Here is a 25,762-nt window from a genome sequence, read left to right on the forward strand (position 1 = left end):
TCAGCGCCCCTTGAACACCGGCGCGCGCTTCTCCAGGAAGGCCTGCCGCGCCTCCTTGGCGTCTTCCGTCTTGGATAGCGCCATCGTGATGTTCTGCTCGAAGCGATAGGCGTCGCGCGGCGGCATCAGCTCGACCATGTTCGCCGCGTTCTTGGCATACTCCATCGCGATCGGGCTCTTGGAGGCGATCTCCCGGGCAATCTTCATCGCTTCCGGGATCAGGTTCTCTTTGGTCGTGCAGGCCTCGATGATGCCGAGACGGTAGAGCTCGGCGGCCGGCACGCGGTAGCCGGTGAAGAACATGCGACGCATCAGGGAGCGGCCGAACAAGGTGTTCAACATTGCCGCACCGCCGGCGAGCCCGACGTTGATCTCGGGCATGCCGAACACCGCCTCCTCGCAGGCGTAGAAGATATCGCAGGAGGCCATCAGCCCGACTCCCGCCCCGAGCGCAACGCCGTTGATCGCCGCGATGACCGGCTTCGAACATTCGCGGATGCAGTTGCCGGTTTCGCGCGTGATCCGGTTATGGCTGTGAAACGCGCCGATCTTTGCCGGATCCGGGCGATCCTTCAGATCCGCGCCGCTGCAAAACACCTTTCCGGCGCCGGTCAGGATCGCGACCCTGACGTCGCTGCGCTCGGAGATCTCGTCGAACACGGCGACGATGCGGTCGCGCATCGCGCGATCGAGCGCATTCACGGGAGGGCGGTTCAGCGTCACCAGCGCGATGTGATCGGACACTTCGAGCGTGACGATATCTCCTGACATGCATTCCTCCTGGGCTTTTGGTTCGTCTTGCTTGTTACGCCTGACCGATCGGTCAGCTTTCTGTACTGATATCACCAACGAGAACGACTTGCAATATCCTGCTATACCCCTATTGACCGACCGATCGGTCAGCCGATAAATTCAAATCCAATCAAGGAACGACCGTGAGGAGGACGCGCATGCCCAGGATCAGCCGACGCCAGGCGACAACTCTGCTCGCCGGCGCCCTCGTCGCCCCGCTTGGCGCGCCTGCGATCGTAAGGGCGCGCGCGCAGACGATCTTCATCATCGTTCCCTACGCACCCGGCGGCTCGATCGACAGCTTGATACGCTCGATCGCGAAAGCGATGGCGGAAACACTGGACCAGCCGGTCCTGGTCGACAACAAGCCAGGCGCCAACGGCATCGTCGGATCACAATATGTGGCGCGAGCGCCCAAGGACGGATCGGTGCTGCTGGCCGGCGGCACCGGCCCGATCTCGCTGAACGTGCTGCTGCGGAAGAACCTGCCCTACAAGCTCGAGGACTTCGCCTCGGTTGCCATGCTCTGCAACGGGCCACTGTCGCTGACGGTGAACGCGCGGACACCCGCCGCCGACGTGAAGAGCTTCGTCGCCTTTGCCAAGGGACGCGACAAGCCGCTGTTCTACGCCACGCTCGGCCCGGGCAGCGTCACGCACCTGTTCGGGATCATGATGGGCAAGTCGATGGGGTTTGCCGTCACCGAGGTTGCCTATCGTAACAATCCGGCCTCCATCATGGAGACGCTGTCAGGAGAATGCGATCTCAACTTCGCGACGCCCGCCGCCGTGATCGAGCATGCGCGCGGCGGCCAGCTTCGCATCCTCGCGGTCTCCTCGGACAAGCGCATGGCGAGCTTTCCCGAGATACCGACGCTGGCCGAATCCGGCTATCCGGACCTCACGGCATCGTTCTGGACCGCGCTGCACGCGCCGGCGGGCACGCCGCGCGATGTCATCGCGCGGCTGAACGCGGCAGCGAACGCAGCGATGCAGAAGCCCGAGATCGCAAAGCAGCTCGAGACCGATGGCCTCATGGTCGATACCGGCGCACCGGAACGGCTCGATGCCCAATTGACCAAGGACGCCGCGCTGTGGGGACCGGTGATCAAGGCGCAAAACATCTCGCTGGAGTAAGGCGCGACGTTCGACTCGGCCGGCCGGTCAGCGTGATTTTCGCCGGCCGGCGCGTGGCGGCTTCGCCCCGGGAAACTCGATCAATTCGCCACTGCGCAAGCCGTTGAACAGCATGTCGAAGAAGATCTCGGCGATCTGCTCGGGCGTTGCGGACTTGTTGGGGTTGTACCAGCGATGCATCCAATTGAGCGAGGACAGGATCAGCCGCCCGGTCATGGGAACATCGACCTTTCGGATTTCCCCGGCATCGATGGCTTCTTGGATCAGGCCGCGCAGGAAGTTCTCGAATCGATCGCGGCGCGTCAGCCGTTCCTTGTGCCGCTGCCGGTCGGGATCGTTCCAGAACGCGGTCGTGGAGGCGATCCAGGCCCAGCGGTAGCGGCGGAAGTATTCCGCCGTGGCGACCATGAACGCGCGGATCTTCTGCGACGGCGGTCCGTCGGGAATGCGATCGCGCACGAACAGATACAGTTCGAGCGTCGAGCCGACCGCCACGCGTGCGTAGATCTCGTCCTTGTTGGAGAAGTGATGGTAGAGAAGAGACTTGGAGATGCCGCATGCGAGCGCGATGTCGCGCATCGACGTTCCCTCGAATCCCTTGCTGGCAAACAGCCGCCCGGCCTCGGCGAGGATCTGAAGCACGCGATCCGAGGCCTCGGCCTGGTTCGCAACGCCATCCTTCATCGTTGACAGTTCAGTCATGAAATCCGCAATCCATCCGCCAGCTCCATGCCAAAACAGGCCTTACGGCACGAAACTAGGTTTTCACCGACCGATCGGTCAAGCCCGGCGAATCCCGCGCGAGGAACCATGAGCGAAATCCGGATCAGCCGTATCGGCACGACGAGGGACCAGCTCGGCGAGAGCCCGGTGTGGGACGAGGCCCGCATGCGCCTCTATTGGATCGACGCGCTGGCCGGACTGATCCACTCGCTCGATCCCGCTACCGGCGACGTCACGCAGTTCAGCGCGCCCGCGCCGATCGGTTCGATGGTTCTGCGACAGGACGGCGGCGCCGTGCTGGCGCTGCGCCACGGATTTGCGCAGTATGATTTCGGCATGCGCGTACTGACGGAAGGTCCGTCCATCGGGCTCGACGACCCGAAGGTGCGGCTGAACGACGGAAAGGCCGATCGCCACGGGCGTTTCGTGGCAGGCACAATGCACGCCGACCGCGCCCCGGATAAGGCGCCGTACGGCGGTCTCTATCGCCTGGACGCAGCAGGCGCGCTGGAATTGCTGGAGACCGACCTCGCCGTGAGCAACGGGCCGTGCTTCAGCCCCGACGGAAGGACATTCTATCTCGCGGACAGCGCCAGACGGATCATCTGGGCCTATGACTACGGTTCGGACGGCCCCCTCGCGAACAAGCGCGTGTTCGTCAACACGGAGGCGCAGCAGTCCGGTTGCGACGGCGCGACGGTCGATTCCGAAGGGTTCCTTTGGTCCGTCCTCGTGCGCATCGGCAAGATCGCGCGGTTTGCACCGAACGGGACGATCGCGCGAACGATCGACATGCCGGTCCGTCATCCGACCAGCGTGACGTTTGGGGGGCCCGATCTGGATGTCCTGTACGTGACGTCGATCTCGCGCAGCCACGCCCTCGTGGACGACCACCCGGATGCCGGCGGCTTGTTCGCCGTCGAAGGCCTCGGCGTTCGCGGTCTGCCGGCACACAGGTTCCGCTCGGACTGATGATCGGCTCCCTCGGTTACTGCGACGATCTCTTGATCTGCTGCGGCACGTTCGCCGCCATGTAGTCCACGAAGACCCTGATCTTCTCCGGCAAATAGCTGCTCTGGAGAAACGCCGCATAGATCCCTTCGTCGAAGGTAGAGTTCGTCACCCGGAAGCCCGGCAGCAGACGCATCAGGCGCCCGCTCTTCAGCTCCTCCGCCACGGTGTAGTCGTCGAGCAAAGCGATGCCGTGGCCCGCGACGGCGAGATCGCACAACACCACGCCGTTGTTGCTGCCGAAGGACGAAGGCACGACGATCTCCTGGAGCCTGTTCCTCCGCATGAACTTCCAGACCACGTCGTCCGGGCCCATCCAATACGTCAGGCAGTTGTGGCGGGTAATCTCCTCCGGCGCCCGCAATTTCGGCATCCGCCCGACATAGTCCGGCGAAGCCACGAGAATCCGCTCGCTCCGCAGCAGCCTTCGCTGCATCAGGCCGGGATCCTTCGGCGCAGCGATCTGGAAATCGACGTCGAATTCGTCTTCGCGGAGCAGGGTGCGCCGCTCGGACAGGCGCAGCTCCACCTTCAGCTCCGGATACAGCTTCTGAAAGCCCGGTATCAGGGGCGAGAGCACCTTGATGCCGAACAGCGTCCGCGAGTGCACCCGCAGCGTTCCGCGCGGCGCGGTCTGAAGAGCAAGCGCCGCGGCTTCGGCGTCTTCGATACCGTGCAGCACCTGCTCGGTGCGCTGGAAGAAGATCTTGCCGGCGTCGGTCAATCCGAGATGGCGCGTGCTGCGGTTCAGGAGCTGCACGCCGAGCTGCGCCTCGAGCTCGCCGATGTAGCGCGACACGGACGCCGGCGAGAGTCCGACCCGACGCCCGGCCGCGGAGAAGCTGCCCTCGCGGACGGCGCCGACGAACAATTCCATGGCCTGAAGTCGGTTCATTCGATCTTTTCATATTTTGCAAAGGACATGCTCAGATTATGCCAATTGTTCGAAAAAGCTCAAGGCCATAGCTTGCTGATAACGCGTCGCAAGAGCGACCGATTAATGGAGGACGCAACCGATGGAATTCGGCGTATTCATTCTGGCGCAGCAGCGCGGCTATCATCAGAGCTCGCAGCAGGTCATCAACAACGCGGTCGAACAGACGGTTGCCGCCGAGCACGCCGGCTTCGATACCGCATGGTACGCTGAGCACCATTTCAACAATTACAGCCTGTGCCCCTCGCCGCTGATGATGGTCGCGCATTGCGCCGGCCTGACCAAGCGGATCCGCCTCGGCTCGGCCGTCTGCGTGCTGCCGTTGTACAATCCGGCACGACTGCTCGGCGAAATCGGCTTTGCCGACACGGTCTCGAACGGCCGCCTCGATCTCGGCATCGGCTCGGGTTACCAGAAGTTCGAATTCGACCGCTTCGGCGTCGATCTCGACCATTCGCACGCATTGTTCGCCGAATTCTACGACGTGCTTCAGGCCGGCCTGCGCGACCGCATCTTCTCCTATTCGGGCGAGCACCTGAACATGCCGCCGACCGCGATCGCCGTGCGCACGGTCCAGAAGCCGATGCCGCCGATCTGGGTGACGTCCGGCCATGGCGAGACGCTCGGCCGCGCCATTCGCGACAACCACAATCTGTTCGTCACCGCGCTGCTGAACGGCCTCGACGCAATCAAGGCGCTGCGCGACCGGCTCGAGGGGATCGCAGCCAAGGAAGGACGCTCCATCGACGACACCCATTTCGGCTTCCTGCGCTGCGCCTATGCCAGCGACAACGACAGCGAGATCCAGTCGTATCTGGACAACGCGCGCTTTCAGCGCCGGCTCTCCGAAAGCCTGAAGTTCCGGCGCGCCCAGAGCGACGACGGCTATCTGATCAAGGAAGAGGCCGGCCCGAACGACATGAGCCTGGAGACGATGCGGAACAACCTGCCTGTCGGCAGCGTCAACCAGGTGATCGACCGCATGCTGGAAGAGATCAGTATTCTCAAGCCCACCCACATCGCGCTTCAGACCCAGCTCGGCGACTTCGATCAGAGCACGATGCTGCGCCAGATCGAACTGTGGGGCAGCAAGATTATTCCGGCGATCCGGCGCGAGCTGAAGTCCAGCCAAACCGGACGCGGCACGATCGCGGGCGAAGCGGTTTCGGCATAGCCCAGCGCCGGCGTGGTGCTCGGAGGTACATCATGGGATGTCAGATCGCTCAAATCACCAATTTCCGTTCTGTCGAAGCGGCCGAATTCCGGTTGGCGATGCGAAATTTGGCGAGCGGGGTCGCTATCGTAGCGACGGGAACAGAGACGACACGGCGCGGGCTGACGGTCAGCTCCGTCACCTCGCTCTGCTTGGATCCACCCTGCGTGCTCGTCGGCGTCAATTCGAGCTCCGAAACGCATGCCGCCATCCTCGCCAACGGCCGCTTCGGCGTCAGTCTCCTCGGCCGGGGCCAGGAGGACCTGGCGCTGCGGTTTGCCGGCGGCGCCAAGGGAGTCGAGCGCTTCGCAACGGCGCCATGGGAGCAAGGCATGCTCGACGTGCCGTTGCTCGAACCAGCGATCGGCGTGCTGGAATGTGTGCTGCATCATCACCAGCCGGTCGGCACGCACGGTCTCTTCATCGGAAGGATCGTGGCCACGCGCGGGGGAAACGGCGATCCTCTCGTCAATTTCCACGGCGCGCTTCGAACGTTAGCTCAAGCTTAGTTGGACCTCCGCTGGCGACCGAATCCGACACCGGACGGATCGCGGCAAACTCACAAGAAGGCCGGCATCATGATCATCGAATGCTTCCGCGATGGCGCTGTCCGATTGGACGAGCCGCTCGACTTCCGCAAGTTCAAGCTGATGCTGCATGCCGACCCGTTGCCCGGAACGCAGAGCTGGAAGGGGATTAGCCTGCTCGATGATTGTAATGCACTTGTTTCGATCGATCTGGTCCCAACGCTGACGGGCCGCCCTGACGATGCAAGTTGGGATAAGGATTACGCAGAGATGGTCGCCAAAGCCCGTGTGCACGGCTGGATTGATGCTGAGCGAAACGCGATTCGGGCTCACATCGAACAAGTGCCTTAGGACCAGCGCTCTGAAATCGCCAGCCAAACTCAACGTCGGTCTTGTGTCAGCATCACCAATGCTGGATGTCTGCCCCGACCGTTTGCCGACTTCGCCGCTCTTGCGCGGCCAATACAGTGCGCGCCGGTCGTAGCGACATCAGCGATCTGGCAGTCGAAGGCAACCGCGCAGCCGGAGAGAACGGGTGCACCCGTTTCGAACGTCGACCATACCGCCGCGGCGAACCGTTCTGCGATGGGAACCTTGCCGCCCAAGAGCCGTGACAGTGGCTCTTGCTGAGCTGACAGCTTGCTAGCCACGCTTGCATACGCCGAGGATGCGCGGTTCATGCACACCAGAAGCGTCGGCGGATCGTCGGTGACACGACACATGACGGACGCAGTGAACCCGCGCGACCTGCTGGACCATCGGTCGTGATGATGCTGACCGCGGCGCCGATACATGCCATCGCATCGCGATAGTGGTCCGGGGCAATTTCCGTCATCCCCCCACCTCACCTCCCGCAGCGAAAGACCGGGTGGTGAACGCAAGCTCTCGCAGCACCTGCGCAAGGACGCACGCGCCGGCCGCGACATCGGCCGGCTCAGTCCACTCGTGCTCCACATGGCTCGCACCGTCCCGACACGGGATGAAGATCATCGCCGCCGGACAGATCTTTGCCAGATGGCGCGCGTCGTGGCCGGCAGCCGACAGAATGTCCATGGCCGGAAACTCCTGGTCACCTGCCGCTTGCGCAATCAGCTCGCGCAAGCGCGGATCGAACGCGTTCGAGGGTGCGTCGACCAGCGTCGTCACCGTAACCAGGCACGGCGGAGCGTGCCGACCGCAGAGCGCTGTGATGCGCGCGCCCGCCGCGTCAAGCACGGAATTGTCCGGATGGCGCAGATCGATGCTGAAACTGACGCGCGACGGCACCACCGAAGGCGCGTTGGGCTCGACGAAGAGGCGTCCAATCGTGAACTTGATGTCGGCATCGAGGGTGCCGATCTCGGCATGCAGCCCGGTCGCCATTCGGGCAAAGGCAGCGAGCGCATCCCGCCTCTCCGACTGCGCCAGTGTACCGGCGTGTCCCTCAGCGCCCTCGACAACCACCTGAAATGTCTTCTTGCCTTGAATGCCGGTGACGACACCGATGGTGCACGCAGCTGCTTCCAGCAATGGCCCCTGCTCGATATGCAATTCGAGATAGGCTCCAGCGGAAGAGCCGAGCGGCCTGTGCGGCATGTCAGGGAAGGCCTGGTGGAGGCGATCGAGCGCTTCGCCGACGCTGACGCCGTCGGCATCGCGCGCGGCGCGGATCGCATCCATGTCACGCTCACCGGTGAACGCCTCCGAGCCCATCATGCCCGGGGCGAAGCGCGAGCCCTCCTCGTTCATCCAGGCAACGACGATAACGTCACGCGCGGGCTTCTCATCTTGCTCGGCGACTGAAACGACCGCTTCGAGTGCGGCCATGACGCCGGCCGCACCATCGAATTTGCCACCGGTCGGCTGGCTATCGAGATGGCTCCCAAGCAGAAGCGGCGCCATGGCGCGATCGCGGCCGGCTAGCGTCAAGAACAGATTTCCTGCGGCATCGGTCGACGGTGTCAATCCCGCCTCGCGCGCCCAGCCGATGACGCGGCGCCAGGCGGCGATCTCGCCGTCGCTCAATGCCTGACGGTTGACCCCGCCGGCGGGGGTCACGCCGATCTCGGCGAGCGACATCAGCCGCGCCCAAAGCCGATCGGCGTTGATCAGGGGCTTGCTCGTCATCGACTACTTCGTACGCATGATCTGCCCCGGCAGCGCGCGCGGATCGCGTGGCAGCCAGTGTCCGGCCTCGACCTGAGCGATGAATTCGGCGAGCAGAGCGTTAAACGCCGCCGGCTCTTCGAGGTTGAGGGTGTGGCCGGTCTTGGGGAAGACCGAGAGCCCGCAAGCCGGAATGGTCTTCTTCAGGAAGATGCCTGGCTGGAGACAGTGATCATCTTCGTCACCGACAACCACCAGCGTCGGCACCATCATTGTCTTCAGGCCGTCTTCGAGGTCGTAGAACGACGGTCGCCGCGCCTGGACGCCGCGCATGGTGTTGGCGGCGCCGCGATCCGAATGGATGGCGAGGCGATCGGCGAATTCCTGCCAGCCGCGCGGATCCTTGTTCTGGAACTGTACCCGGCTCGCGCCGAGCGCGTAGACCTTGGAAAACTCCTTGGCACCCTGCTTCTCGAAATTATCCGCGACTTCGAGCGAGACGCCTCGAAAATACTCCTCGAACTCCTTCTCGCAGCCATAGCCGGCGCCGGCCACGGTGAGCGACAAAGCCCGTTCCGGCGTGCGCAGGCCGAAATGCACGGTGCAGAAGCCACCCATGGAGAGACCGACGATGTGCGCCTTGTCGATTCCGAGTGCGTCGAGTACGGCGACCGCATCATCCGCGGCGATCGCCTGCGAATAGGCTTCCATGCTGTCAGGCACATCCGAGGGCGGATAGCCACGCGCGGCGTAGCTGATGCAGCGATGGCGGCGGCTGAAATAGCGCAACTGCGGCTCCCAGCTTTCGTGATTGCCGCCGAATTCATGGATGAAGAGGATCGGCGTGCCCTCACCCGTTTCTTCCACGTAGAGTTTCACGCCGTCCTTCGTTGTGATCATCGTCATCGAAATCGTCCCTAGAATTGCGGCGGCAGGTCGTTGAGCGTGCGCGCCTGCGCGACCACCTCCGGCAGCAGCGTGCAAAACTTCTCGGCCCAGGCCTGCGGCACCGAGGTGCTGATCTTGACGAAACGGTCGCCGAAGCGCTGGGTGTGGTAGGTGCCCTGCCGGATCATGATGCCCTGCCGGCGGTAGCACTCGACCAGCGCCTCAGGACGGATGCCTGCCGCGATGGTCTCCAGCACCAGAAAGTTTCCGTGCGAGGGCATGATCGGCAGCGCCAATCCCTCGATCGCGGCAGCCGCCTCCTGGATCATCGTCTTGTTGGCCCGGTCGGTGCTGCGGACCTTCTTCATCCATTCGGTCTTGACCGACAGCCCCGCCTGCGCCGCGCGCTGGGCGATGACGCTCGCGCCGAGCACGCTCGTGGAGGTCTGCGCGAACTCCTCGAACAGATCAGGTGCGGCAACGAGAGCGCCGATCCGCAGACCTGCGAGCCCAAGCCATTTCGAAAAGCTGGTCGAGACCACCGAGCCCTTGGGGGCCACGTGAAGCGCCGGCGTGTGACCATCGGCGAAATCGCGATAGGTGCAGTCGTGCACCAGCAGCGCGCCGCAATCGCGCGCGATCGCCGCGAAGCTCTCGATCTCCTCGCGCGTGTAGCGGATGCCGAGCGGATTGTTGGGATCGACGAGATAGATGATCGCGGTGCGCTCGTCGACATTCGCCTTCAGCGCCTCCGGCGTCAGGCGATAATTGCAGGCGGGATCGTAGATCGGAATCTCGATCACCGCGGCGCCCTGCTGACGCGCGAACAGGCACGGCCATTTCCAGGTCGGATCGGTCGTCACCAGCGTTGTGCCCGGCTTGCAGCGCGCGCGGCAGATCATGGCGAGCGCATTGACGCCGCCCTCGGTCACCAGCGCTTCTGCGCCGGGCACACCGAGATCGGCGACGATCGCGGCGCGCAGCGCCTCGAAGCCGAGCGGCGGGGCATAGGCGTTGAACTCGCCGGCCTCGATCGAGCGCAGCATCGCCTCGCGCACGGCGGGATGGCTCTCGATATGGTTGGTGTTCTGACCGAGCCAGAAGAGTCCCGGCGTCGCCGAGAGCTCGTCGAAATAGCGGTTGCGGACCAGCGCCGCGGATTGAGGCTTCGACATCGATGCCTCAGATCACCGAGCCGCGCGCGGCAATGCCGCCATCGATCGTCACCACCGTGCCAGTGATGTAGCCCGACCTCGGCGAAGACAGGAAGGCGACGAGATCGGCGACCTCTTCCGACGTCGCCGGCCGCTTGCCCGGGTATTTGTCGAACAGCTCCTCCCAGCGGCTTTCGTCGCCGAGCATGTCGATCGCCTTGCGCTTCATGATCTTGAGCATGCGATCGGTGGCAACCGGGCCTGGATTGACCGCGACCACGCGTACGCCGTGATCGAGGCTGCGACCGCCGAGCGCCTTGGTGAAGGACATCAGCGCCGCGTTGCCGGTCGAACCCGCGATGTAGCTCGCGTCCCAGTTCTCACCGGAATTGCCGATGATGTTGATGATGACGCCGTCCTTGCCCTTCATGCGCGGATAATAGAGACGCGACAGCGTGATGTAGCCGAACACCTTGAGATCGAAGCCGCGCCGCCAGGCCGCGTCATCGAGGATTTCCAGCGAACCGGCCGGGATGTCGCCGGCATTGTTGATGAGGATGTCGATATCGCCGACTTCGGCAGCGAGCTTTTCCATCGCAGCCGTGCTCGACAGGTCGAGCGCGTGGATCGTGATCTTCACGCCATGGCGCGCTTCGAGCTGCTTCTTGGCCTCGAGCATCGCCTCGCCGTTGCGGGCGGCCAGATGCAGATGGCACCCCTCCACGGCGAAGAGCTCGGCCACCGCAAGTCCAATTCCTTTCGACGCGCCGGTGATCAGGGCGGTCTTGTTCGTCAGCTTCAGGTCCACTCCGGGTCTCCAGGATGCAAGCTAGATATACAAGGTCTAGCAATTTGCATACCAAGCGACACCGAGAGTCATTCGAAGGCGGCGAGGAAGTCCAGGAGGTTGTCACCGAGCAGGTTGACGTGGTCCCGCATGGTGCTGTGGGCCCGCTCCGGATCGTGGGCCAGGATCGCCTGCATGATCGCTTCATGCTCGCGGACAGTATCTGCGATCCGGTTCGGCATGCGCGTCACCCGGCGGCGATAGGCGGCCACCTGGTTGCGCAGCTTGCGGGTCTGGTCGGCGAGGAAAGTGTTGCGCGAGGCCTCGTAGATCGCCTCGTGGAATTCCTGGTTGATGTCGTAGAAAACGTCGATGTCACCGGTTTCGCCTGCCGCCACAAGCCGCTGGTGAATCTCGCCAATTTCAGCCCCCCAGGCCTGGGAGACACGCCGGGCGGCGAGCCTTGCACAAAGCCCCTCTAGCTCCGCCATGACCTGGAACATCTCGATCAGCGCCTGGGCCTTGATGCTGCGGACGGTCGCGCCCTGCCGGCCGCGCAGCTCGACCAGATTGTTGGCGGCCATCAGGCGGAACGCCTCCCGCACCGGCGTGCGCGAGACGCCGAAGCGCTGGGCGATCTCCTGCTCGTCGAGCCGGCTGCCCGGCTCCAGATGGCCCGCCGCGATCGCGCCCTCAAGCTTTTGGCGCAACCTCTCAGCGAGCGTCATGCCGGGACTTGGCGCCAGGGACTCTTGCCCGTTTTTCACGCGCATGCCTCCGACATGTGCACCAATATCCGCCATCATGTTTCTCCCATACCAATATAAGTATACAAAATGGCGTCCATCTTCCAGCTGAAAGGCTGATTTTCTCGCGAAGACGCGCGCGACTCCAACCTATTCGCTATCGACCTCGCAAGTCTTATGCCTGATTTGCCCGGAAATCGCACTGGCACACGAGTTGCTAAGAGATTTCGATGCGGCCCGCTTTCGTATGCGAATGGTCGCCGCCATTATACAAGGACATCCCGGTGCAGGCTGCCCGCCTCCCCAATCCAGGACCGGCCACCGAAGCCCCGCAGGCTCACCCAAAGCCTGAGCCGCTGCTCGAACTGCGCGCGATCAACAAGACCTTCGGCTCCATCACGGCGCTGTCGGGACTTGAGGCGAGCGTCGCCCCCGGCGAGTTCGTTACCGTCGTCGGCCCCAGCGGCTGCGGCAAGAGCACCCTCTTCAATATCGTCGCTGGCCTCGAAGAGCCTGATGCCGGCGGCATCCTGCGCTTCGAGGGCAAGAGCTGCCATGCCGCCGACCTGCTCGGCCGCGTCTCCTTCATGCCGCAGCGCGATTTGCTGTTTCCCTGGCGCAATGTGGTGGACAACGCCATCCTCGCGCTCGAGGTCGAGGGCATGCCGCGCGACCAGGCGCGCGCCAAGGCGCTGAAGATGCTGCCCGAGTTCGGGCTCGCCGGCTTCGAGAAGCAATATCCCAATCAGTTGTCGGGCGGCATGCGCCAGCGCGTCGCTCTGATGCGCACCTTCCTGTTCGAGCGCGGCCTGATGCTACTCGACGAGCCGTTCGGCGCGCTCGACGCGCTGACGCGGGCGATGATGCAGCGCTGGCTGCTCGACGTCTGGCAGAAATACCGTCGCACCATCCTCTTCATCACCCATGATGTCGACGAGGCGATCTTCCTCGGCGACCGCGTGCTGGTGATGACGGCGCGTCCCGGCTCGGTGAAGCTCGAACAAATCGTCGATCTCCCGCGCCCGCGTAAGCCGGAGATCGTCACTTCCCCAGAATTTGTGCGGCTCAAGCGCGCGCTGCTGGATGCGATCGAGGAGGAAAGCATGAAATCGTTCCAATCCTCCATCGCGCAGGAGAAGACACAGTGAACGCGATATCAGCAAGGGAGTCCGCGCCGCACGGGATCGAACCGGCGGAGTGGGATACCCGCATTAAGCTTGCAGCCTGCTATCGCATGGTCGCCAGGCTCGGTATGGACGACTTGATCTACAATCACATTTCTTTGCGCGTTCCCGGCCATGAGGATCAGTTCCTCATTAATCCCTACGGGTTGCTGTTCGACGAGATCACGGCGTCGAGCCTGGTGAAGATCGACACCAATGGCAACAAGCTCGATGACACGCCGCAAGCCGTGAATGTCGCGGCCTTCGTCATCCATGCGGCGATCCACACCTCGAACCACGACGCGGCCTGCGTGCTGCATACCCATTCCGATGCCAGCGTCGCGGTGTCCGGACAGGAGAAGGGCCTGCTGCCGCTCAGCCAGTTTGCGATGCGCTTCTACGACCGTCAGGCGTTCCACGATTACGAAGGCGTTGCCATCGACCTCGACGAGCAGGTCCGCCTGGTGCGTGATCTCGGCCCGCAAAAGGTGATGCTGATGCGCAACCACGGCATCCTCACCGTCGGCCGGACGCCGGGCGAGGCCTTCATGCTGCTCTATTATTTCGAGCGCGCCGCACGGATCCAGCTCCAGATGCAGGCGGCGGCCGCGGCCGGTGCCAAGCTGGTGATGCCGCCGCACGAGGTCTGCGAAAAGGCTGCCCGCCAGTTCTGGGAATTGCAGGGCGACATCCTCGTGCCCGGCGAACGCGAATGGCCGGCGTTGATGCGCCAGCTCGACCGCACCGATCCATCCTATCGCAATTGATTTTCACCGTCTGGAGTATGACCATGTTGAGCCGTCGCCACGCCTTCTCCGTCCTCTCCGCCATCGCACTGGCGACCGGCTCGCTCGTCACGGCCGCACCCGCCGCCGAGTTGCAGAAGGCGAGCCTGCGTCTGAAATGGCTGCCGCAGGCCCAGTTCGCCGGCTTCTACGTCGCGGCCGCCAAGGGCTACTACAAGGCCGAGGGCATCGACCTCACCATCAATCCCGGCGGGCCCAACCTGCTCACCGAAAACCTGGTCGCGACCGGCGCCGACACGTTCGGCTTGTCCGGCGGCACCGACAGCGTATTCGCGGCGCGCGACAAGGGACTTCCGATCGTCTGCATCGGCGTGTCACACCAGATCACGCCGTTCATCTTCGTCACCCGCAAGGACGGGCCGGTGAAGACGATCCAGGACTTCAAGGGCAAGACTGTCACCACCTGGTTCACCGGCGCCAATCATGTGCTGAACGGCATGCTGGCCAAGGAAGGCATCAAGCCGGATGAACTCAAGATCCAGCCGCAGCAGGTCTCGGTGACGCCCTTCGTCGACGGCAACGTCGACGTCATCACGGCGACCTATTACAATGAGTTCTACACCATCCAGTCGCGCATGCCGAAGGACAGCCTGAAGACCTTCGTCGCCGAGGACTATGGCATCACCTTCCCGCGCGACACGCTGATCGTGGCCGAGGCGACCGCCAAGGACAAGCCGGAGCTCGTCAAGGCCTTCCTGCGCGCGTCGCTCAAGGGCTGGAAGGACGCGTTCTCCGATCCCAAGGGCGCCGTCGACACCGTGATGGCCGCAGCCCCGACGCTCGACCGCGCGCAGCAGGAGTTCATGCTCACCGAGGTGAAGCGGCTGATGACGGCCGGCGCAGCAGCGAAGAACGGCATGTTCTGGATCGATGCTGATGCGGTGAAGACCGCTCACGATTTCTTCCTGAAATATGGCGTCATCTCCAAGCCGGTCGATCTCGCTGCGGCCTATGACGCGAGCTTCATCCAGAGCATCCCGGCGGCGGACCGGCTGCCGTGAGCAGCCCTGCGGCGACATCGCTTGGTGACGGCCGCGCGGCTGCGCGGTCGATCACGATGCCGGATTCGCTCCGCAAGCTGATCCGGCTGCTGCTCGGCCTCGCCATCGCGGCGGTGGTCTGGGAGGGCACGGTGCTGCTGTTCGGCATCCGGCCTTATTACCTGCCTCGCCTCAGCACGATCCTGATGGCGATGGCGGCGACGCCGCGCGCCTATGTCGACGGCTTCCTGCGTACGCTTGCGGAAACGCTGATTGGCTTCGCTTCCGGCGGCGCGTTCGGCGTGCTCATGGGCGTCGTGTTCTTCCGCGTCCGCGCGCTGCGCGAAATGATCTTTCCGATCTTCGTGGTGTCGCAGACCATTCCGGTCATCGCCTTCGGCGCGCTGGTGGTGCTGTGGTTCGGCAATACGCTGCTCGCCAAGGCGATCATCGCGTTTTATCTGACCTTCTTCCCGGTGACGGTGAACACACTGCTCGGCCTGGAAACCCTCGATCCCAAGCAGGTCGACCTGATGCGCAGCTTCGGTGCCTCCAACCGCCAGCTCCTGCTGCGCTTGCAGCTTCCGACCGCGCTGCCGCAGATCTTCGTGGCGCTGCGCCTTGCGGCATCGCTGAGCCTCGTCGGCGCAATCGTCGGCGAATGGTTCGGCGACACCACCGGGCTCGGGGTGCTGCTGCTCCAGGCCATGTTCACCGAGAACGTCGTCGCGATATGGGCCGCCCTGCTCGCCGCCGCCCTGCTCGGCACCGGCTTCTATGCGGTGGTCGCCGCGGTCGAGCGCAGGCTCGTGTTCTGGAACGCCGAGCAATGAGCCGCGCGCTAGCCTCCCCCTCGCTCGCCGTCCAGCGCTGTATTCTGGGCGCTGTCCTCCTGATCGCGTGCTGGGAAGGTGCGGCGCGCGGTCTCCATCTGCCGGCCTATGTTCTTCCAGCCGTCAGCGACATCCTCGTCGGCCTCTGGTCCAAGCGTGCAATCCTCATTGATGCTGCCGGCTACACCCTGCTCGAAGCAGTGGTCGGCTACGGGCTTGGCTGCCTAATCGGGATCGGCCTTGCCGTCGCCATCGCCCTGGTGCCGGCGTTGCGCAGCGCGATCCTGCCGCTTGCGACCGCGATCAATTCAGTCCCCGTGGTCGGCTATTCACCGCTGATCCTGCTCTGGTTCGGCATCGGCGTCAGCTCGAAGATCGTGATGGTGGCAATGGCGGTGAGCTTCACTGTCCTGCTGTCGATGCTGGCGGGGCTTGACCGTGTCGATCGCCGGGCCGTCGATCTCATGAAGAGTTTTGGCGCAAGCCGCTTCGGCGTGCTGTGGCGCCTGCGCCTGCCGACCGCCCTGCCGCTGCTGCTCGCCGGCATGCGCGTCTCCACGGTGCGCAGCGTGATCGTGGCGATCGTCACCGAAATGCTCGGCGCCCAGGGCGGTCTCGGCTGGGTGATCTACCAGGCCGTGCTTCAGATCGACTTCGTCCAGGTGTGGTCGGCGATCTTTGTCGCGTCCGCGGCGAGCCTCGCCTTCTTCGGCCTGATCGGTTTCCTCGAACGCAAAATCCTGTTCTGGACGTGACGCCAGGAAAAACACCATGAAACGACAGATGCATCTCGGCCTGTTCATCCTCGGGACCGGCAGCCACGTCGCGGGCTGGCGCTATCCCGGCGCGGTCGACAGCTTTCAGGACTTTGCCGCGATCCAGGAGATCGGCCGCACCGCCGAGCGCGGCAAGTTCGACTTGATCTTCATGGGCGACAATCTCTACGCCGATGCCGCCGCCCATCCCTCCTACACGCTGCGGCTCGAGCCGCTGACCATGCTGGCCGCGCTCGCGACCTCGACTAGCCATATCGGCCTCGGCGCCACCGTCTCCACCACGTACAGCGACCCGTTCTCGGTCGCGCGCGTCTTTGCCTCGCTCGATCACATCTCCAAGGGCCGAGCTGCGTGGAATGCGGTGACGACGGCCAATCCGGCGACGGCGGCGAATTTCGGCACCACCCATCCCGACCACGCCCACCGCTACGAGATGGCCGGCGAGTTCCTGGACGTGGTCAAAGGCCTGTGGGATGGCTGGGCGGACGATGCCATCGTCGCCGACCGCACTGGCGGTCTCTACATCGATCCGGCGAAGCTGCGCGCGATCGACCATGACGGCGCGTTCTTCAAGGTGAAGGGCCCGCTCAATATCGGCCGCAGCCCGCAAGGCCGCCCCGTCGTGCTGCAAGCCGGCGGCTCCGAAGCCGGGCAAGCGCTCGCCGCGCGCACGTCCGATATTGTGTTCTCCGTGGTGCAGGACATCGACGAGGCCAAGGCCGGCTATGCTTCGCTGAAAACACGGCTGCCGGCATTTGGCCGCAAGGCCGAGGACGTTACAGTGTTGCCGGGCGTGATGCCCGTGGTCGGTCGCACCGACAAGGAGGCGTTCGAGAAGCTCAACGTCCTCCAGAGTTTTGTCAGCGGCAGCAATGCGCTGGCGATCCTGTCAGACCGCTTCGGCCGGGACATGTCGGCCTACGATCTCGACGGGCCGATCCCGGACATCGCACCATCAGACAGCTATCACAGCTTCGCCAGCGTCATGCTCGCCAAGGGCCGCCGCGAGAACATGACGCTGCGCGATCTCTACAATCTCACTGCCGCCGCCCGCGGCCATTGGGTGCTGTGCGGCTCGGCCGAGCGTATCGCCGACACGCTCCAGCTCTGGTTCGAAGAGCACGCCGCCGACGGCTTCAACGTCATGCCGCCGTATTTCCACGAAGGCTTTGAGGATTTCGTCGAGCTCGTCGTGCCGATCTTGCAGGAGCGCGGCCTGTTCCGCGCGGATTATGAGGGAACGACGTTGCGCGATCATCTCGGCCTCGCGCGACCGGCCAATCCGTTCTTCGACACTTAGAGTGCGCCGGCGATCAGCAGCGCCTGTTCGAGCGCCTGCAACTCGCCCCGCGTCGCCGGCGGTTGCGGAGGCCGTACCGCGTCGCATGAGAGACGCCCGAGCAATTTCAGACAGGCCTTGAGCCGCACCGTCGCCCGTCCTCCGGGCGCATCGCGATAGATCGCGACCGCCAGCGGATAAAGCTTCTCGTGCGCCGCGCGCGCCCGCGCCCAATCGCCGGCGTCGGCCGCAGTCCAGAGGCTGACGACGAGTTCCGGCACCACGCAGGCAAGGCTGACTTGGCTGCCGGCCGAGCCGACGATATAGCTCGTCAGCAGATGTTCGTCGCCGGAGCCGAGCATGACGAACTCCGGACGCAGCCTGTGAATCAGCCGCAGATTCTGCTCGTACGTCGCAACCTCCCAGCTGCCCTCCTTGATCGCGACGAAGCGAGGATCGGCGACGAGACGCTCCAGCAGCGGCGGCGCATAGGCCATGGCGCCCGCACCGACGGGCGCGGCGTAGAGCATCAACGGCGCAGTCGTGGCATCTCGGACATGGCGATGATGTGCGATGACACAGTCGTCGGCGTGGCCGAGCGCCCAGCTGTTGGGAGGGAACACCAGGAGCCCGTCCGCACCGGCCTGCTCAAGCGCGGCCGCCTCGCGCGCAGCTTCCAGGCTGGATTCGTGATTGACGCCGGAGACGATCAGGCAGTCCTTCGGCGCGTGCTCACGCGCGAGCTCCACCACGCGCCGCTTCTCGGCCAGCGACAGCACGAAGTTTTCGCCGGCATGGCCGTTGACCAATAGCCCGTTGATGCCGGGCGCGGACGTGACCGAAGCGAGATGCGCCGCGAGCTTCGCCTCGTCGATCGCAAAGTCAGGCGTCATCGGCACGATCGTGGCGGCATGAATGCCGCGCAGGCGGTCGCTGAATGTCCGCATCCCGGCTGACATCACCTAGTGAATGATCTGGTCGAGAAACGTCCTGGCACGCTCGGACTTCGGATTCTTGAAGAACTCCTCCGGCGCAGCCTGCTCGACCGCCTTCCCCTCGTTCATGAACACGATGCGGTCGGCGACCTCGCGGGCAAAGCCCATCTCGTGCGTCACGCACAGCATGGTCATGCCCTCTTCCGCGAGCTTCTTCATGGTCTCCAGCACTTCCTTGACCATTTCGGGGTCGAGCGCCGAGGTCGGCTCGTCGAACAGCATGATCTTCGGCCGCATGCAGAGCGCGCGGGCGATGGCCACACGCTGCTGCTGGCCGCCGGAGAGCTGCCCAGGGAATTTTTCGGCCTGGTCCGGAATCCGGACCTTGGTGAGGAAATGCATAGCGAGGTCCTTTGCCTCCGCCCGCGACATGCTGCTCACGGTCATTGGCGCCAGGACACAGTTCTCGAGCACCGTCATGTGCGGAAACAGATTAAAACTCTGGAACACCATGCCGGTGTCGCGCCTGACCGCATCGATGTTCTTGCGCTGGTGGTCGAGCTCGATGCCGTTGACGTAGATCAGGCCTTCGTCGTGCTTCTCGATATGGTTGATGCAGCGGATGAGCGTCGACTTTCCCGAGCCGGAGGGACCGCAGACCACGATCTTCTCGCCCTTGGCAACCTTGAGATCGACCTCGTTCAACGCGGTGAAGTCGCCATAGTGCTTGTAGACGGCTTCCATGCGAACCGCAGGCACCTCGCGCAATTGCGGCTGCGCCATTGTGCCTTCGGCAGCACTAGCCGTATTCATCGATATCTCGCTCATGCGCGGGCCTCCACGTTCGCTTGCGCAACTGGCGCCCTTGCCGCGACCCGCCTGGATTTCGCGGCGCTCGACCGACCAAAATGCTTCTCCAGCCGGCGCTGAACCGCATCCCAGACCGAGGTGAGGATCAGGTAATATGCCGTTGCGGCCGCATAAACTTCGAGAATCTGGAAGTGTTCCTGCATCAGCATATCGCTGCGCCGCATCAGCTCCTCGACCGAGATCACCGACGCGAGCGAGGTTGCCTTCAGCAGTGAATTGATGGAGTTGCCGAGCGGCGGAATCATCAGCCGGAACGCCTGCGGCAAGGTCACACGGTGGAACGTGACCCAGGGCGACAGGCTGAGCGCCCAGGCGGCTTCGCGCTGCCCCGCCGATACGGCCATGAAGCCGCTGCGCACGATCTCGGCGAGATAGGCCGCCTCGTTGAGGATCAGGCCGACCAGCGCGCAAGTGATCACCGAGAACTTGATCCCCAACTGCGGCAATCCGCTATAGATCACCACGAGCTGGATGAGCAGCGGCGTGCCACGGAAGAACCAGACGTAGAGCCGCGAGAATCCTGACAGCACCGGGTTGGACGACATGCGCATCAACGCGATGCCCATGCCGAGAATCAATCCGCCTACGACGGCCGCCACTGTCAGTCCGATGGTGACGAGCACCCCCTTCATCAGGAAGTAATTGAAGAAGTAGTTGACGGCGGCCGTCGGACTGAAATGGCTCATCGGCTCGTCTCCTTATCTCAGGCCGGACCGGGGCCGGCGATCGCAAGCGGCTGATCAGCCGGCATGCCGGTCAGGCCGAACTTGTCGAACAGCGCCTGGTAGCTGCCATCAGCACGCATCGCGTTCAGCGCCTTGACGATGGCATCCACCACCGTCTTGTTGCGGAAGCCGAGCGTGGTACGCGCCGTGCCAAGACCGCTCAGCACTTCCTTGACGCGACCGCGGCCAACAAGATCGCGCGCCACGCTGTCGACGAGGAGCGCATTGTCGACTTGCCCCGCGAGCAGCGCGCTCACGACGTTGGTCGCTGTCGGGAACGTGCGCATCTCGACGGCAGGACCGCCCTTCGCTACATTCGCATCGCTGAGCTTCTTGAGCCAATTCATCTGGTAGGTGCTGACCTCGACAGCGGACGTTTTTCCGATCAAGTCATTTTCGGTAGCAATTTTTATGCCGCTATCGGGCGCAACCACGACCGAAATGGCCTGAATGGCATACGGCACCATGTACATGAGCTTCGATCGTTCCTCGGTCCAGAACATGCCGGTGTCGATGCCATCGATGCGGCCCGCGTTCATGGCCGGGATCATCGCAGGAAAATCCATCCGGACGAGTTCGACCGGAAGACACAACCGTTTGCCGAGCTCGGCGGCGAGTTCCACGTTGAGGCCCTGCAACTGGCCGTCCTTGTCGACGAACTGCTGCGGCGGATTGGTCGGGTTGATGGAGAGCTGCAACTTGCCGGGCGCAATCAGATTGTCGTCGGTGATCGCGGGCGCGCAGGCGGCATGCGCTGCCGCGGATGCGAGAACGAGTGCCGCAGCGGCACCCAAGCGAAGCAGTGTCGAGAGCATGTGATACCTCCAATAAGACGCCAATAACCAGTCCCTCGTCCGGGATTCCTCTCTATGTTCTTGGATACGGCCGGCCGGATCTCACGACACGACAGGCAGCATCGTCTTCATCCCTCAGGCCGGTCCCGACATCGGCTTGAGCTGGATGCGCATGAAATTCCTCACCAGGGATTCGAACGGACCGAAGCCCTTCACCTTCAGGAATTGCGGCGTTTCGAACGCCCATCGTCCCGCGACCTCGTACATGGCCGCGTATTTCGGGCCGTCGCCGATCGAGACGAAGCGCTTTGCGGAGAGCCAGCCGGGACAGGCGAGCAGATCGGGAAAATGCCTCTGCTCGTACCAGGCGTTGAACGCAGCTTCGTGCTCGGGATCGATATCGATCCGCACGATGTGGACGAAGGCTTCGTCAGTCATGGGTTCGCCCCTCACGCAAGACGAATATCGCCCGCCGCGCGCGCCGCGCCGACGGTCGTTGCAATGGCGTCGCACAGCGCAGGCAGGACCGGCAGCAGCGGCGGCCGCGGATCCGCGTTACGGATCAGGCCGAGAGCCTTGAGCCCGACCTTCATGCGCGTATGCATGTCCATGATCGGCGCGGGTCCATAGACCGCCCGGACGACCGGATAGAGCCGTTCGTTGACGGCGCGCATCGCCTTGAGATCGTCGGCGAGCGAGGCCTGCCACAGCGCGACGAATAGATCCGGCGCGAGACTGACGAGACCCGAAAGAATGCCGTCGCCGCCAACGGCCAGCTGCGGCAGGAACCAGTTGAAGTTAGACGGCAGGATCGCGACGGAGGGATCGGCCTGCTTCACCGCCCGACGGTTCTCGTCGTAGGCCAGCATGGTGTCGCTACCTTCCTTGATCGCGATGACACTATCGAGGGCCGCAATCTTCGCCAGCGTCTCCGGTGAAAAGCCAAATCCGGACGCCAGCGGATACTGGAAGATCGACACGGGAATCCCGATGGCAGAGCTGACCGCCTGCACGAAGGCCACTGGCGCGTGCGAGGTCGCAGATGCGCCGCCGCCGAGCGGCGCGGGCGGGAACAACACCGCGCAATCAGCGCCGGCTGCTTCCGCGAGCTGCGCCTGATGGATCGCTTCCGCGGTGGAATGCGCGATGATGCCTGAAAGCAGCGGTTTGCCGCCGATTTGCCCACGCGTCCGCTCGATCACCGCCTGCCGTTCGTCGTCCGAGAGCGATCCGCCCTCGCCAGCATGTCCGTTGACGAACACCGCCGCGATCCCGCCCGGACAGGCGCAATAGTCGAGCACGCGGGCATAACCGTCCCAATCGATCGAGCTGTCATCCCTGAAGGGTAGTACGGTCGCGACCGTGACGCCGCGCAAGTCGGGTGTCTTCATCGGCTTGCTCATGACGGTTTCCGCCGCGGAAATTTCAGGCTCGCCCGCGCCTTCAGCACCTCAAGGCCGCCCTCGTTGCGGGCGCTTGCCTCCCAGATGATGGTGCGGGTCTCGTCGTGCTGCTCGGCGATCCAGACGTCGAAGGTAAGCGTGTCGCCATAGAAGACCGGGCCGGTGAACCAGAACCGATCCTCCACCGACACGCCGATCGTGCCGACCAGCTCGCTGGTGAGGACGCTGGTGCAGAGACCCGCGACCATGATGCCCGGCGCGAGCCTGCGGCCGAAGCGCGTCGCGCCCGCATAGACCTCGTCGACGTGGACGGGGCCGAAATCGCCGGTCGCGGCGATGTAGAGCGCGCCATCCGCCTCGGTGATGGTCTTGCTAAGGCTGACCCTGTCGTTCACCTTGAGATCGTCGAAGGACTTTGGCTCGTACATCGCTCAGCCCTTCGCGAAGGGAACCAGCGTCGCGGTGCCGTCCACCGCGGTGACGCCTGATGGAGACAGTGTGCAGGTGACCCGGCAGACCGCGTCATCGCCGGCAACCGAGACGATCTCGGCCCTGGCCTCGACGGAATCCCCGACGATCACCGGCGCCGCAAAATTCAGCGCGATGCTGCCGATCCGCCGCGTCGGCCCGCCGAGCTGGCTGAGGCAGGTGGTGGCAAGGCCGCCGACCGCGAGCTCGAAGGCGACCATGTTGGAGGCGCCGGCCTTTTTGGCACGGACGGCATCGACATAGAGACCGCCGAGATTGCCGCTGATGCCGGTGAACATCGCCTGCTCGGCGACCGTCATGGTCTTGCGGAAGGCGAAGGCCGCGCCGGGCTTGAGAGGTGCGTGAGACATGAAGCGTTCCTAGAGCTGCAAGCCGTTCTTTATGGTGCTGCGCGCAACCAGCATGCGGTGGATTTCGGAGGTGCCGTCATAGATGCGGGTGACGCGGGCGTCGCGATACATGCGCTCCAGCGGCAGGTCCTTGCTGAAACCCATGCCGCCGAACACCTGGATGGCGCGATCGACGACGCGGCCCTGCATCTCGGAGGCCGCGACCTTGATCATCGAGACCTTGTCGCGCGCATCCCTGCCCTGGTCGATGTCCCAGGCGGCGTTCATCACCATCATCTTGACGCCGAAGATTTCGGTGGCGGAATCGGCAATCAGCTTCTGCACCATCTGGAAGTCACCGATCAGCTGGCCGAACTGGCGCCGCTCTCCGGCGTGCTTGCGCATCATCTCGAGCGCACGCTGCGCCATGCCGACGGCCCGGGCACCGATATGGGCGAGGCGGATCTGGAGCACGCTCTGCATGATCAGCTTGAAGCCGCCGCCGACCTCGCCGAGCACGGCCGCCTTCGGAATGCGGCAATGCTCGAAGCTCAGCTCGGCATGGCCATAGCCACGATGGCCCATCATCGGCTGGGTGCGCGCGACCTTGAAGCCGGGCGTGCCGCGATCGACCAGGAACAGCGTGATGCCGCCGCGCGCGCGCTTCTCCTTGTCGGTCAGCGCCATCAGGATCACGTAGTCGGCGATGTCGCCGTCGCTGATGAAATGCTTGGTGCCGTTGAGCACCCAATTGTCGCCATCGAGATGAGCCGTGGTGCTGATCGATGCGGCGTCGGAACCGGCGCCCGGCTCGGTGATCGCCATGGCGCAGATCTTGTCGCCTTTCACCGTGGGCAGCAGATAGCGATCGGCCTGCTCGCCCTTGCAGGCCATCAGCATCGGATAGACCTGGCCGAACACGCGCCGGATCAGCGCATCGGAGGTCTTGCCGAACTCTTCCTCGACGAGGCAATGCTCGATGCAGGACAGCCCGCCGCCGCCAACGTCGGCCGGCATGTTCATCGCATAGAGGCCGAGCTTCTGCGCCTTGGCCTTGGTGACCGCCAGCGCGTCGGCCGGCACCGTGGCCGTCCGCTCGACCTCGTCTTCCAGCGGTTGCACCTCCGTTTCGACGAAGCGGCGGACGGTGTCGACCAGGAGGCGCGTCTCCTCAGGGATTGAGAAGTCGATCATTGCGCGACTCCCACAGCCTTGCCGGCAACCATGGCGTCAATGTCGGCAGCGCCGTAGCCGATCTCGCCGAGCACCTCGCGGGTCTGCGCACCCAACCGCTGCGGCACCAGCCGCACTTCCGGTGTCTGGCCGTCATAGCGGGCGGGATGCGCGACCATCCGGATTTGCACGCCCCCGGCGCTCTCGGCGCTCTTGAACACGCCGAGATGTTTCAACTGGGGATCGGCTTCTAGGTCGCGATAGTCCTGCACCGGCGCGTGCCAGATCCGCGCCGCTTCGAGCGAGGGCAACCATTCCGCCGTCGACTTCTGCCTCAGACGCGCTGCGACGATCCGCGTGATTTCCTCACGCTTCGAAAAACTGTCGGCCTCGCCAAAGCCCTTCAACTCTTCACAGTCGAGCCCTGCCGCGAGCGCTTTGGGCGCTGCCATGGAGATCGCCAAATGGCCGTCCGCCGTGGCGTGAATGCCGTAGGGCCCGGGGCTGAACCAGGCGGCGATGCCAGCCGGACCGCGCGGCGTCGGCGACGGAGCGCCGTTCAGCCATGCCGTCAGCGGCTCAACCTGGAGATCGAGGGCGGCCTGGTAGAGATTGACCTCGACGAGCTGCCCCTTCCCGGTCTTCGTCCGCGCGAGCAGAGCGGCGAGAATGCTCATGGCATAGAGCGAAGCCGCATGCTGATCGACGATGACAGCACCGACAGCGGTCGGCTCGCCATCGGCGCGCCCGGTCCGCATCGCAAGGCCCGACAGCGCCTGGAGCAGGAGATCCTGTCCCGGACGATCCTTATACGGCCCATCCGATCCAAAGCCGGTTGCCACCGCATAGATCAGACCTGGATTGATCGCCTTGAGCACGTCGTAGCCGAGGCCGAGCTTGGCCATGGTGCCCGGGCGGAAATTCTCCATCACCACATCCGCGGTCGCGACCAGCTTCTTCACCGCCGCGATGCCGTCGGGATGCTTGAGATCGACGGCGAGGCTACGCTTGTTGCGCCCGGTCGCCAGATGATTGACGCTGTCACCGGCGACGAAATGATTGGCCACCGCCCAGTTGCGCTGAAACGCGCCCTCGATCGGCTCGACTGCGATGACGTCGGCGCCGAGATCGGCGAGCGTCTGCGCAGCCAGCGGGCCCGCGAGGTAGTGATTGAAGCTGAGGATCTTGACGCCGTCGAGCAGGTTCATCCG

The 25,762-nt window shown here is 64.1% G+C and carries 30 protein-coding genes; 11 read left to right on the plus strand and 19 right to left on the minus strand.

Translation table 11 applies throughout. The features are described from left to right. Nucleotides 1–771, minus strand: coding sequence for an enoyl-CoA hydratase/isomerase family protein (locus JQ591_RS24790; RefSeq protein ID WP_211398583.1), 771 nt, complete (start codon nt 769–771; stop codon nt 1–3). A gap of 179 nt (nt 772–950) precedes the next feature. On the opposite strand from JQ591_RS24790, the gene JQ591_RS24795 reads away from it, so the two are divergent. Next, nucleotides 951–1,928, plus strand: a complete 978-nt coding sequence (locus tag JQ591_RS24795; RefSeq protein WP_211398584.1) for a tripartite tricarboxylate transporter substrate binding protein — start codon at nt 951–953, stop codon at nt 1,926–1,928. Between the two features lie 27 nt (nt 1,929–1,955). Here the strand turns inward: JQ591_RS24795 and JQ591_RS24800 are convergent, their stop codons facing one another. After that, on the minus strand, nt 1,956–2,630 hold the full coding sequence (locus tag JQ591_RS24800) for a TetR/AcrR family transcriptional regulator (protein ID WP_249137628.1): 675 nt from the start codon (nt 2,628–2,630) through the stop codon (nt 1,956–1,958). A 108-nt stretch (nt 2,631–2,738) separates the two neighbouring features. Between JQ591_RS24800 and JQ591_RS24805 the strand changes: the two genes are divergently transcribed. Then, on the plus strand, nt 2,739–3,623 hold the full coding sequence (locus JQ591_RS24805) for an SMP-30/gluconolactonase/LRE family protein (RefSeq protein ID WP_211398585.1): 885 nt from the start codon (nt 2,739–2,741) through the stop codon (nt 3,621–3,623). A 16-nt stretch (nt 3,624–3,639) separates the two neighbouring features. On the opposite strand, the gene JQ591_RS24810 is transcribed toward JQ591_RS24805, so the two are convergent. Then, entirely contained in the window at nt 3,640–4,557 is a 918-nt protein-coding gene (locus JQ591_RS24810) for a LysR family transcriptional regulator (RefSeq protein ID WP_211398586.1), read from the minus strand. Between the two features lie 121 nt (nt 4,558–4,678). Here JQ591_RS24810 and JQ591_RS24815 point away from each other — a divergent pair, with 121 nt between their 5' ends. The 3 genes from JQ591_RS24815 to JQ591_RS24825 all read left to right on the plus strand — a co-directional run bounded on the left by JQ591_RS24815 (nt 4,679) and on the right by JQ591_RS24825 (nt 6,687). Further along, nucleotides 4,679–5,770, plus strand: a complete 1,092-nt coding sequence (locus JQ591_RS24815; RefSeq protein WP_211398587.1) for an LLM class flavin-dependent oxidoreductase — start codon at nt 4,679–4,681, stop codon at nt 5,768–5,770. Nucleotides 5,771–5,868: 98 nt separating this feature from the next. Continuing rightward, nucleotides 5,869–6,318 carry a flavin reductase family protein gene (locus JQ591_RS24820; RefSeq protein WP_249137681.1) on the plus strand — a complete coding sequence of 150 codons (450 nt, stop codon included), beginning with the start codon at nt 5,869–5,871 and terminating at the stop codon, nt 6,316–6,318. Between the two features lie 69 nt (nt 6,319–6,387). After that, a complete protein-coding gene (locus JQ591_RS24825; RefSeq protein WP_211398588.1) occupies nt 6,388–6,687 on the plus strand; it encodes a hypothetical protein in 300 nt (99 codons plus the stop codon). 29 nt (nt 6,688–6,716) lie between these two features. On the opposite strand, the gene JQ591_RS35695 is transcribed toward JQ591_RS24825, so the two are convergent. The 6 genes from JQ591_RS35695 to JQ591_RS24855 form a co-directional block, all read right to left on the minus strand. After that, nucleotides 6,717–7,262 carry a flavin reductase family protein gene (locus JQ591_RS35695; RefSeq protein WP_349630406.1) on the minus strand — a complete coding sequence of 182 codons (546 nt, stop codon included), beginning with the start codon at nt 7,260–7,262 and terminating at the stop codon, nt 6,717–6,719. Further along, complete coding sequence (locus tag JQ591_RS24835) at nt 7,168–8,442, minus strand: Zn-dependent hydrolase (RefSeq protein ID WP_211398589.1); 1,275 nt, start codon at nt 8,440–8,442, stop codon at nt 7,168–7,170. The genes JQ591_RS35695 and JQ591_RS24835 overlap by 95 nt, the downstream gene beginning before the upstream one ends. 3 nt (nt 8,443–8,445) lie before the next feature. Further along, nucleotides 8,446–9,327 carry an alpha/beta fold hydrolase gene (locus tag JQ591_RS24840; protein ID WP_211398590.1) on the minus strand — a complete coding sequence of 294 codons (882 nt, stop codon included), beginning with the start codon at nt 9,325–9,327 and terminating at the stop codon, nt 8,446–8,448. Nucleotides 9,328–9,338: 11 nt separating this feature from the next. Next, nucleotides 9,339–10,484 (minus strand): pyridoxal phosphate-dependent aminotransferase, encoded by a 1,146-nt coding sequence (locus JQ591_RS24845; protein ID WP_211398591.1) that lies wholly within the window; start codon nt 10,482–10,484, stop codon nt 9,339–9,341. 7 nt (nt 10,485–10,491) lie between these two features. Continuing rightward, nucleotides 10,492–11,271: an SDR family oxidoreductase gene (locus tag JQ591_RS24850; protein WP_211398592.1), complete on the minus strand. Its 780-nt coding sequence runs from the start codon at nt 11,269–11,271 to the stop codon at nt 10,492–10,494. 68 nt (nt 11,272–11,339) lie between these two features. Then, nucleotides 11,340–12,056, minus strand: coding sequence for a GntR family transcriptional regulator (locus JQ591_RS24855; protein WP_211398593.1), 717 nt, complete (start codon nt 12,054–12,056; stop codon nt 11,340–11,342). A gap of 224 nt (nt 12,057–12,280) precedes the next feature. Here JQ591_RS24855 and JQ591_RS24860 point away from each other — a divergent pair, with 224 nt between their 5' ends. From JQ591_RS24860 to JQ591_RS24885, 6 genes are read left to right on the plus strand one after another with little or no spacing between them, the layout of a single operon-like run. After that, entirely contained in the window at nt 12,281–13,144 is an 864-nt protein-coding gene (locus tag JQ591_RS24860; protein ID WP_211398736.1) for an ABC transporter ATP-binding protein, read from the plus strand. After that, the gene (locus JQ591_RS24865; RefSeq protein WP_211398594.1) at nt 13,141–13,926 is read left to right on the plus strand and encodes a class II aldolase/adducin family protein; all 786 of its coding nucleotides are present in this window, start codon (nt 13,141–13,143) and stop codon (nt 13,924–13,926) included. Before JQ591_RS24860 ends, JQ591_RS24865 begins: the two co-directional genes overlap by 4 nt. Nucleotides 13,927–13,949: 23 nt before the next feature. After that, nucleotides 13,950–14,966 carry an ABC transporter substrate-binding protein gene (locus tag JQ591_RS24870; RefSeq protein WP_211398595.1) on the plus strand — a complete coding sequence of 339 codons (1,017 nt, stop codon included), beginning with the start codon at nt 13,950–13,952 and terminating at the stop codon, nt 14,964–14,966. Next, nucleotides 14,963–15,778 (plus strand): ABC transporter permease, encoded by an 816-nt coding sequence (locus JQ591_RS24875; RefSeq protein WP_211398596.1) that lies wholly within the window; start codon nt 14,963–14,965, stop codon nt 15,776–15,778. The genes JQ591_RS24870 and JQ591_RS24875 overlap by 4 nt, the downstream gene beginning before the upstream one ends. Next, the gene (locus tag JQ591_RS24880; RefSeq protein ID WP_211398597.1) at nt 15,775–16,533 is read left to right on the plus strand and encodes an ABC transporter permease; all 759 of its coding nucleotides are present in this window, start codon (nt 15,775–15,777) and stop codon (nt 16,531–16,533) included. Before JQ591_RS24875 ends, JQ591_RS24880 begins: the two co-directional genes overlap by 4 nt. Nucleotides 16,534–16,549: 16 nt before the next feature. Further along, nucleotides 16,550–17,854 (plus strand): LLM class flavin-dependent oxidoreductase, encoded by a 1,305-nt coding sequence (locus JQ591_RS24885; protein ID WP_211398598.1) that lies wholly within the window; start codon nt 16,550–16,552, stop codon nt 17,852–17,854. On the opposite strand, the gene JQ591_RS24890 is transcribed toward JQ591_RS24885, so the two are convergent. The 10 genes from JQ591_RS24890 to JQ591_RS24935 form a co-directional block, all read right to left on the minus strand. Next, the gene (locus JQ591_RS24890) at nt 17,851–18,780 is read right to left on the minus strand and encodes a dihydrodipicolinate synthase family protein (RefSeq protein ID WP_249137634.1); all 930 of its coding nucleotides are present in this window, start codon (nt 18,778–18,780) and stop codon (nt 17,851–17,853) included. The two genes, JQ591_RS24885 and JQ591_RS24890, sit on opposite strands and share 4 nt — an antisense overlap. 15 nt (nt 18,781–18,795) lie before the next feature. After that, nucleotides 18,796–19,596: an amino acid ABC transporter ATP-binding protein gene (locus tag JQ591_RS24895; RefSeq protein WP_283817921.1), complete on the minus strand. Its 801-nt coding sequence runs from the start codon at nt 19,594–19,596 to the stop codon at nt 18,796–18,798. Next, nucleotides 19,593–20,324 (minus strand): amino acid ABC transporter permease, encoded by a 732-nt coding sequence (locus JQ591_RS24900; RefSeq protein WP_211398599.1) that lies wholly within the window; start codon nt 20,322–20,324, stop codon nt 19,593–19,595. The genes JQ591_RS24895 and JQ591_RS24900 overlap by 4 nt, the downstream gene beginning before the upstream one ends. Nucleotides 20,325–20,341: 17 nt before the next feature. Further along, nucleotides 20,342–21,061, minus strand: coding sequence for an ABC transporter substrate-binding protein (locus JQ591_RS24905; protein ID WP_249137636.1), 720 nt, complete (start codon nt 21,059–21,061; stop codon nt 20,342–20,344). A 231-nt stretch (nt 21,062–21,292) separates the two neighbouring features. Beyond that, nucleotides 21,293–21,595 (minus strand): DUF4286 family protein, encoded by a 303-nt coding sequence (locus JQ591_RS24910; RefSeq protein ID WP_211398601.1) that lies wholly within the window; start codon nt 21,593–21,595, stop codon nt 21,293–21,295. Nucleotides 21,596–21,606: 11 nt separating this feature from the next. After that, on the minus strand, nt 21,607–22,560 hold the full coding sequence (locus JQ591_RS24915; protein WP_211398602.1) for a dihydrodipicolinate synthase family protein: 954 nt from the start codon (nt 22,558–22,560) through the stop codon (nt 21,607–21,609). Then, entirely contained in the window at nt 22,557–22,988 is a 432-nt protein-coding gene (locus tag JQ591_RS24920; protein ID WP_211383233.1) for a MaoC family dehydratase, read from the minus strand. Before JQ591_RS24920 ends, JQ591_RS24915 begins: the two co-directional genes overlap by 4 nt. 3 nt (nt 22,989–22,991) lie before the next feature. Beyond that, nucleotides 22,992–23,399, minus strand: coding sequence for a MaoC/PaaZ C-terminal domain-containing protein (locus JQ591_RS24925; RefSeq protein ID WP_211398603.1), 408 nt, complete (start codon nt 23,397–23,399; stop codon nt 22,992–22,994). Nucleotides 23,400–23,408: 9 nt separating this feature from the next. Further along, nucleotides 23,409–24,572 carry an acyl-CoA dehydrogenase family protein gene (locus JQ591_RS24930; protein WP_211398604.1) on the minus strand — a complete coding sequence of 388 codons (1,164 nt, stop codon included), beginning with the start codon at nt 24,570–24,572 and terminating at the stop codon, nt 23,409–23,411. Next, on the minus strand, nt 24,569–25,759 hold the full coding sequence (locus JQ591_RS24935) for a CaiB/BaiF CoA transferase family protein (RefSeq protein ID WP_211398605.1): 1,191 nt from the start codon (nt 25,757–25,759) through the stop codon (nt 24,569–24,571). Before JQ591_RS24935 ends, JQ591_RS24930 begins: the two co-directional genes overlap by 4 nt. Between the last annotated feature and the right edge of the window lie 3 nt (nt 25,760–25,762).

The organism is Bradyrhizobium canariense (genome assembly GCF_018130465.1).
Lineage (GTDB): Bacteria > Pseudomonadota > Alphaproteobacteria > Rhizobiales > Xanthobacteraceae > Bradyrhizobium > Bradyrhizobium canariense_C.

What these genes read in the sequence shown, in the direction of transcription:
- JQ591_RS24925 (WP_211398603.1), bottom strand. Translation starts at nt 23,399, where the DNA reads ATGTCTCACGCACCTCTCAAGCCCGGCGCGGCCTTCGCCTTCCGCAAG.
- JQ591_RS24895 (WP_283817921.1), bottom strand. Translation starts at nt 19,596, where the DNA reads ATGAGCGAGATATCGATGAATACGGCTAGTGCTGCCGAAGGCACAATG.
- JQ591_RS24930 (WP_211398604.1), bottom strand. Translation starts at nt 24,572, where the DNA reads ATGATCGACTTCTCAATCCCTGAGGAGACGCGCCTCCTGGTCGACACC.
- JQ591_RS24805 (WP_211398585.1), top strand. Translation starts at nt 2,739, where the DNA reads ATGAGCGAAATCCGGATCAGCCGTATCGGCACGACGAGGGACCAGCTC.
- JQ591_RS24920 (WP_211383233.1), bottom strand. Translation starts at nt 22,988, where the DNA reads ATGTACGAGCCAAAGTCCTTCGACGATCTCAAGGTGAACGACAGGGTC.
- JQ591_RS24810 (WP_211398586.1), bottom strand. Translation starts at nt 4,557, where the DNA reads ATGAACCGACTTCAGGCCATGGAATTGTTCGTCGGCGCCGTCCGCGAG.
- JQ591_RS24845 (WP_211398591.1), bottom strand. Translation starts at nt 10,484, where the DNA reads ATGTCGAAGCCTCAATCCGCGGCGCTGGTCCGCAACCGCTATTTCGAC.
- JQ591_RS24815 (WP_211398587.1), top strand. Translation starts at nt 4,679, where the DNA reads ATGGAATTCGGCGTATTCATTCTGGCGCAGCAGCGCGGCTATCATCAG.
- JQ591_RS24790 (WP_211398583.1), bottom strand. Translation starts at nt 771, where the DNA reads ATGTCAGGAGATATCGTCACGCTCGAAGTGTCCGATCACATCGCGCTG.
- JQ591_RS24915 (WP_211398602.1), bottom strand. Translation starts at nt 22,560, where the DNA reads ATGAGCAAGCCGATGAAGACACCCGACTTGCGCGGCGTCACGGTCGCG.
- JQ591_RS24825 (WP_211398588.1), top strand. Translation starts at nt 6,388, where the DNA reads ATGATCATCGAATGCTTCCGCGATGGCGCTGTCCGATTGGACGAGCCG.
- JQ591_RS35695 (WP_349630406.1), bottom strand. Translation starts at nt 7,262, where the DNA reads ATGTCGCGGCCGGCGCGTGCGTCCTTGCGCAGGTGCTGCGAGAGCTTG.
- JQ591_RS24870 (WP_211398595.1), top strand. Translation starts at nt 13,950, where the DNA reads ATGTTGAGCCGTCGCCACGCCTTCTCCGTCCTCTCCGCCATCGCACTG.
- JQ591_RS24820 (WP_249137681.1), top strand. Translation starts at nt 5,869, where the DNA reads ATGCGAAATTTGGCGAGCGGGGTCGCTATCGTAGCGACGGGAACAGAG.
- JQ591_RS24910 (WP_211398601.1), bottom strand. Translation starts at nt 21,595, where the DNA reads ATGACTGACGAAGCCTTCGTCCACATCGTGCGGATCGATATCGATCCC.
- JQ591_RS24835 (WP_211398589.1), bottom strand. Translation starts at nt 8,442, where the DNA reads ATGACGAGCAAGCCCCTGATCAACGCCGATCGGCTTTGGGCGCGGCTG.
- JQ591_RS24890 (WP_249137634.1), bottom strand. Translation starts at nt 18,780, where the DNA reads ATGCGGACATTCAGCGACCGCCTGCGCGGCATTCATGCCGCCACGATC.
- JQ591_RS24900 (WP_211398599.1), bottom strand. Translation starts at nt 20,324, where the DNA reads ATGAGCCATTTCAGTCCGACGGCCGCCGTCAACTACTTCTTCAATTAC.
- JQ591_RS24795 (WP_211398584.1), top strand. Translation starts at nt 951, where the DNA reads ATGCCCAGGATCAGCCGACGCCAGGCGACAACTCTGCTCGCCGGCGCC.
- JQ591_RS24855 (WP_211398593.1), bottom strand. Translation starts at nt 12,056, where the DNA reads ATGATGGCGGATATTGGTGCACATGTCGGAGGCATGCGCGTGAAAAAC.
- JQ591_RS24880 (WP_211398597.1), top strand. Translation starts at nt 15,775, where the DNA reads ATGAGCCGCGCGCTAGCCTCCCCCTCGCTCGCCGTCCAGCGCTGTATT.
- JQ591_RS24885 (WP_211398598.1), top strand. Translation starts at nt 16,550, where the DNA reads ATGAAACGACAGATGCATCTCGGCCTGTTCATCCTCGGGACCGGCAGC.
- JQ591_RS24800 (WP_249137628.1), bottom strand. Translation starts at nt 2,630, where the DNA reads ATGACTGAACTGTCAACGATGAAGGATGGCGTTGCGAACCAGGCCGAG.
- JQ591_RS24840 (WP_211398590.1), bottom strand. Translation starts at nt 9,327, where the DNA reads ATGACGATGATCACAACGAAGGACGGCGTGAAACTCTACGTGGAAGAA.
- JQ591_RS24935 (WP_211398605.1), bottom strand. Translation starts at nt 25,759, where the DNA reads ATGAACCTGCTCGACGGCGTCAAGATCCTCAGCTTCAATCACTACCTC.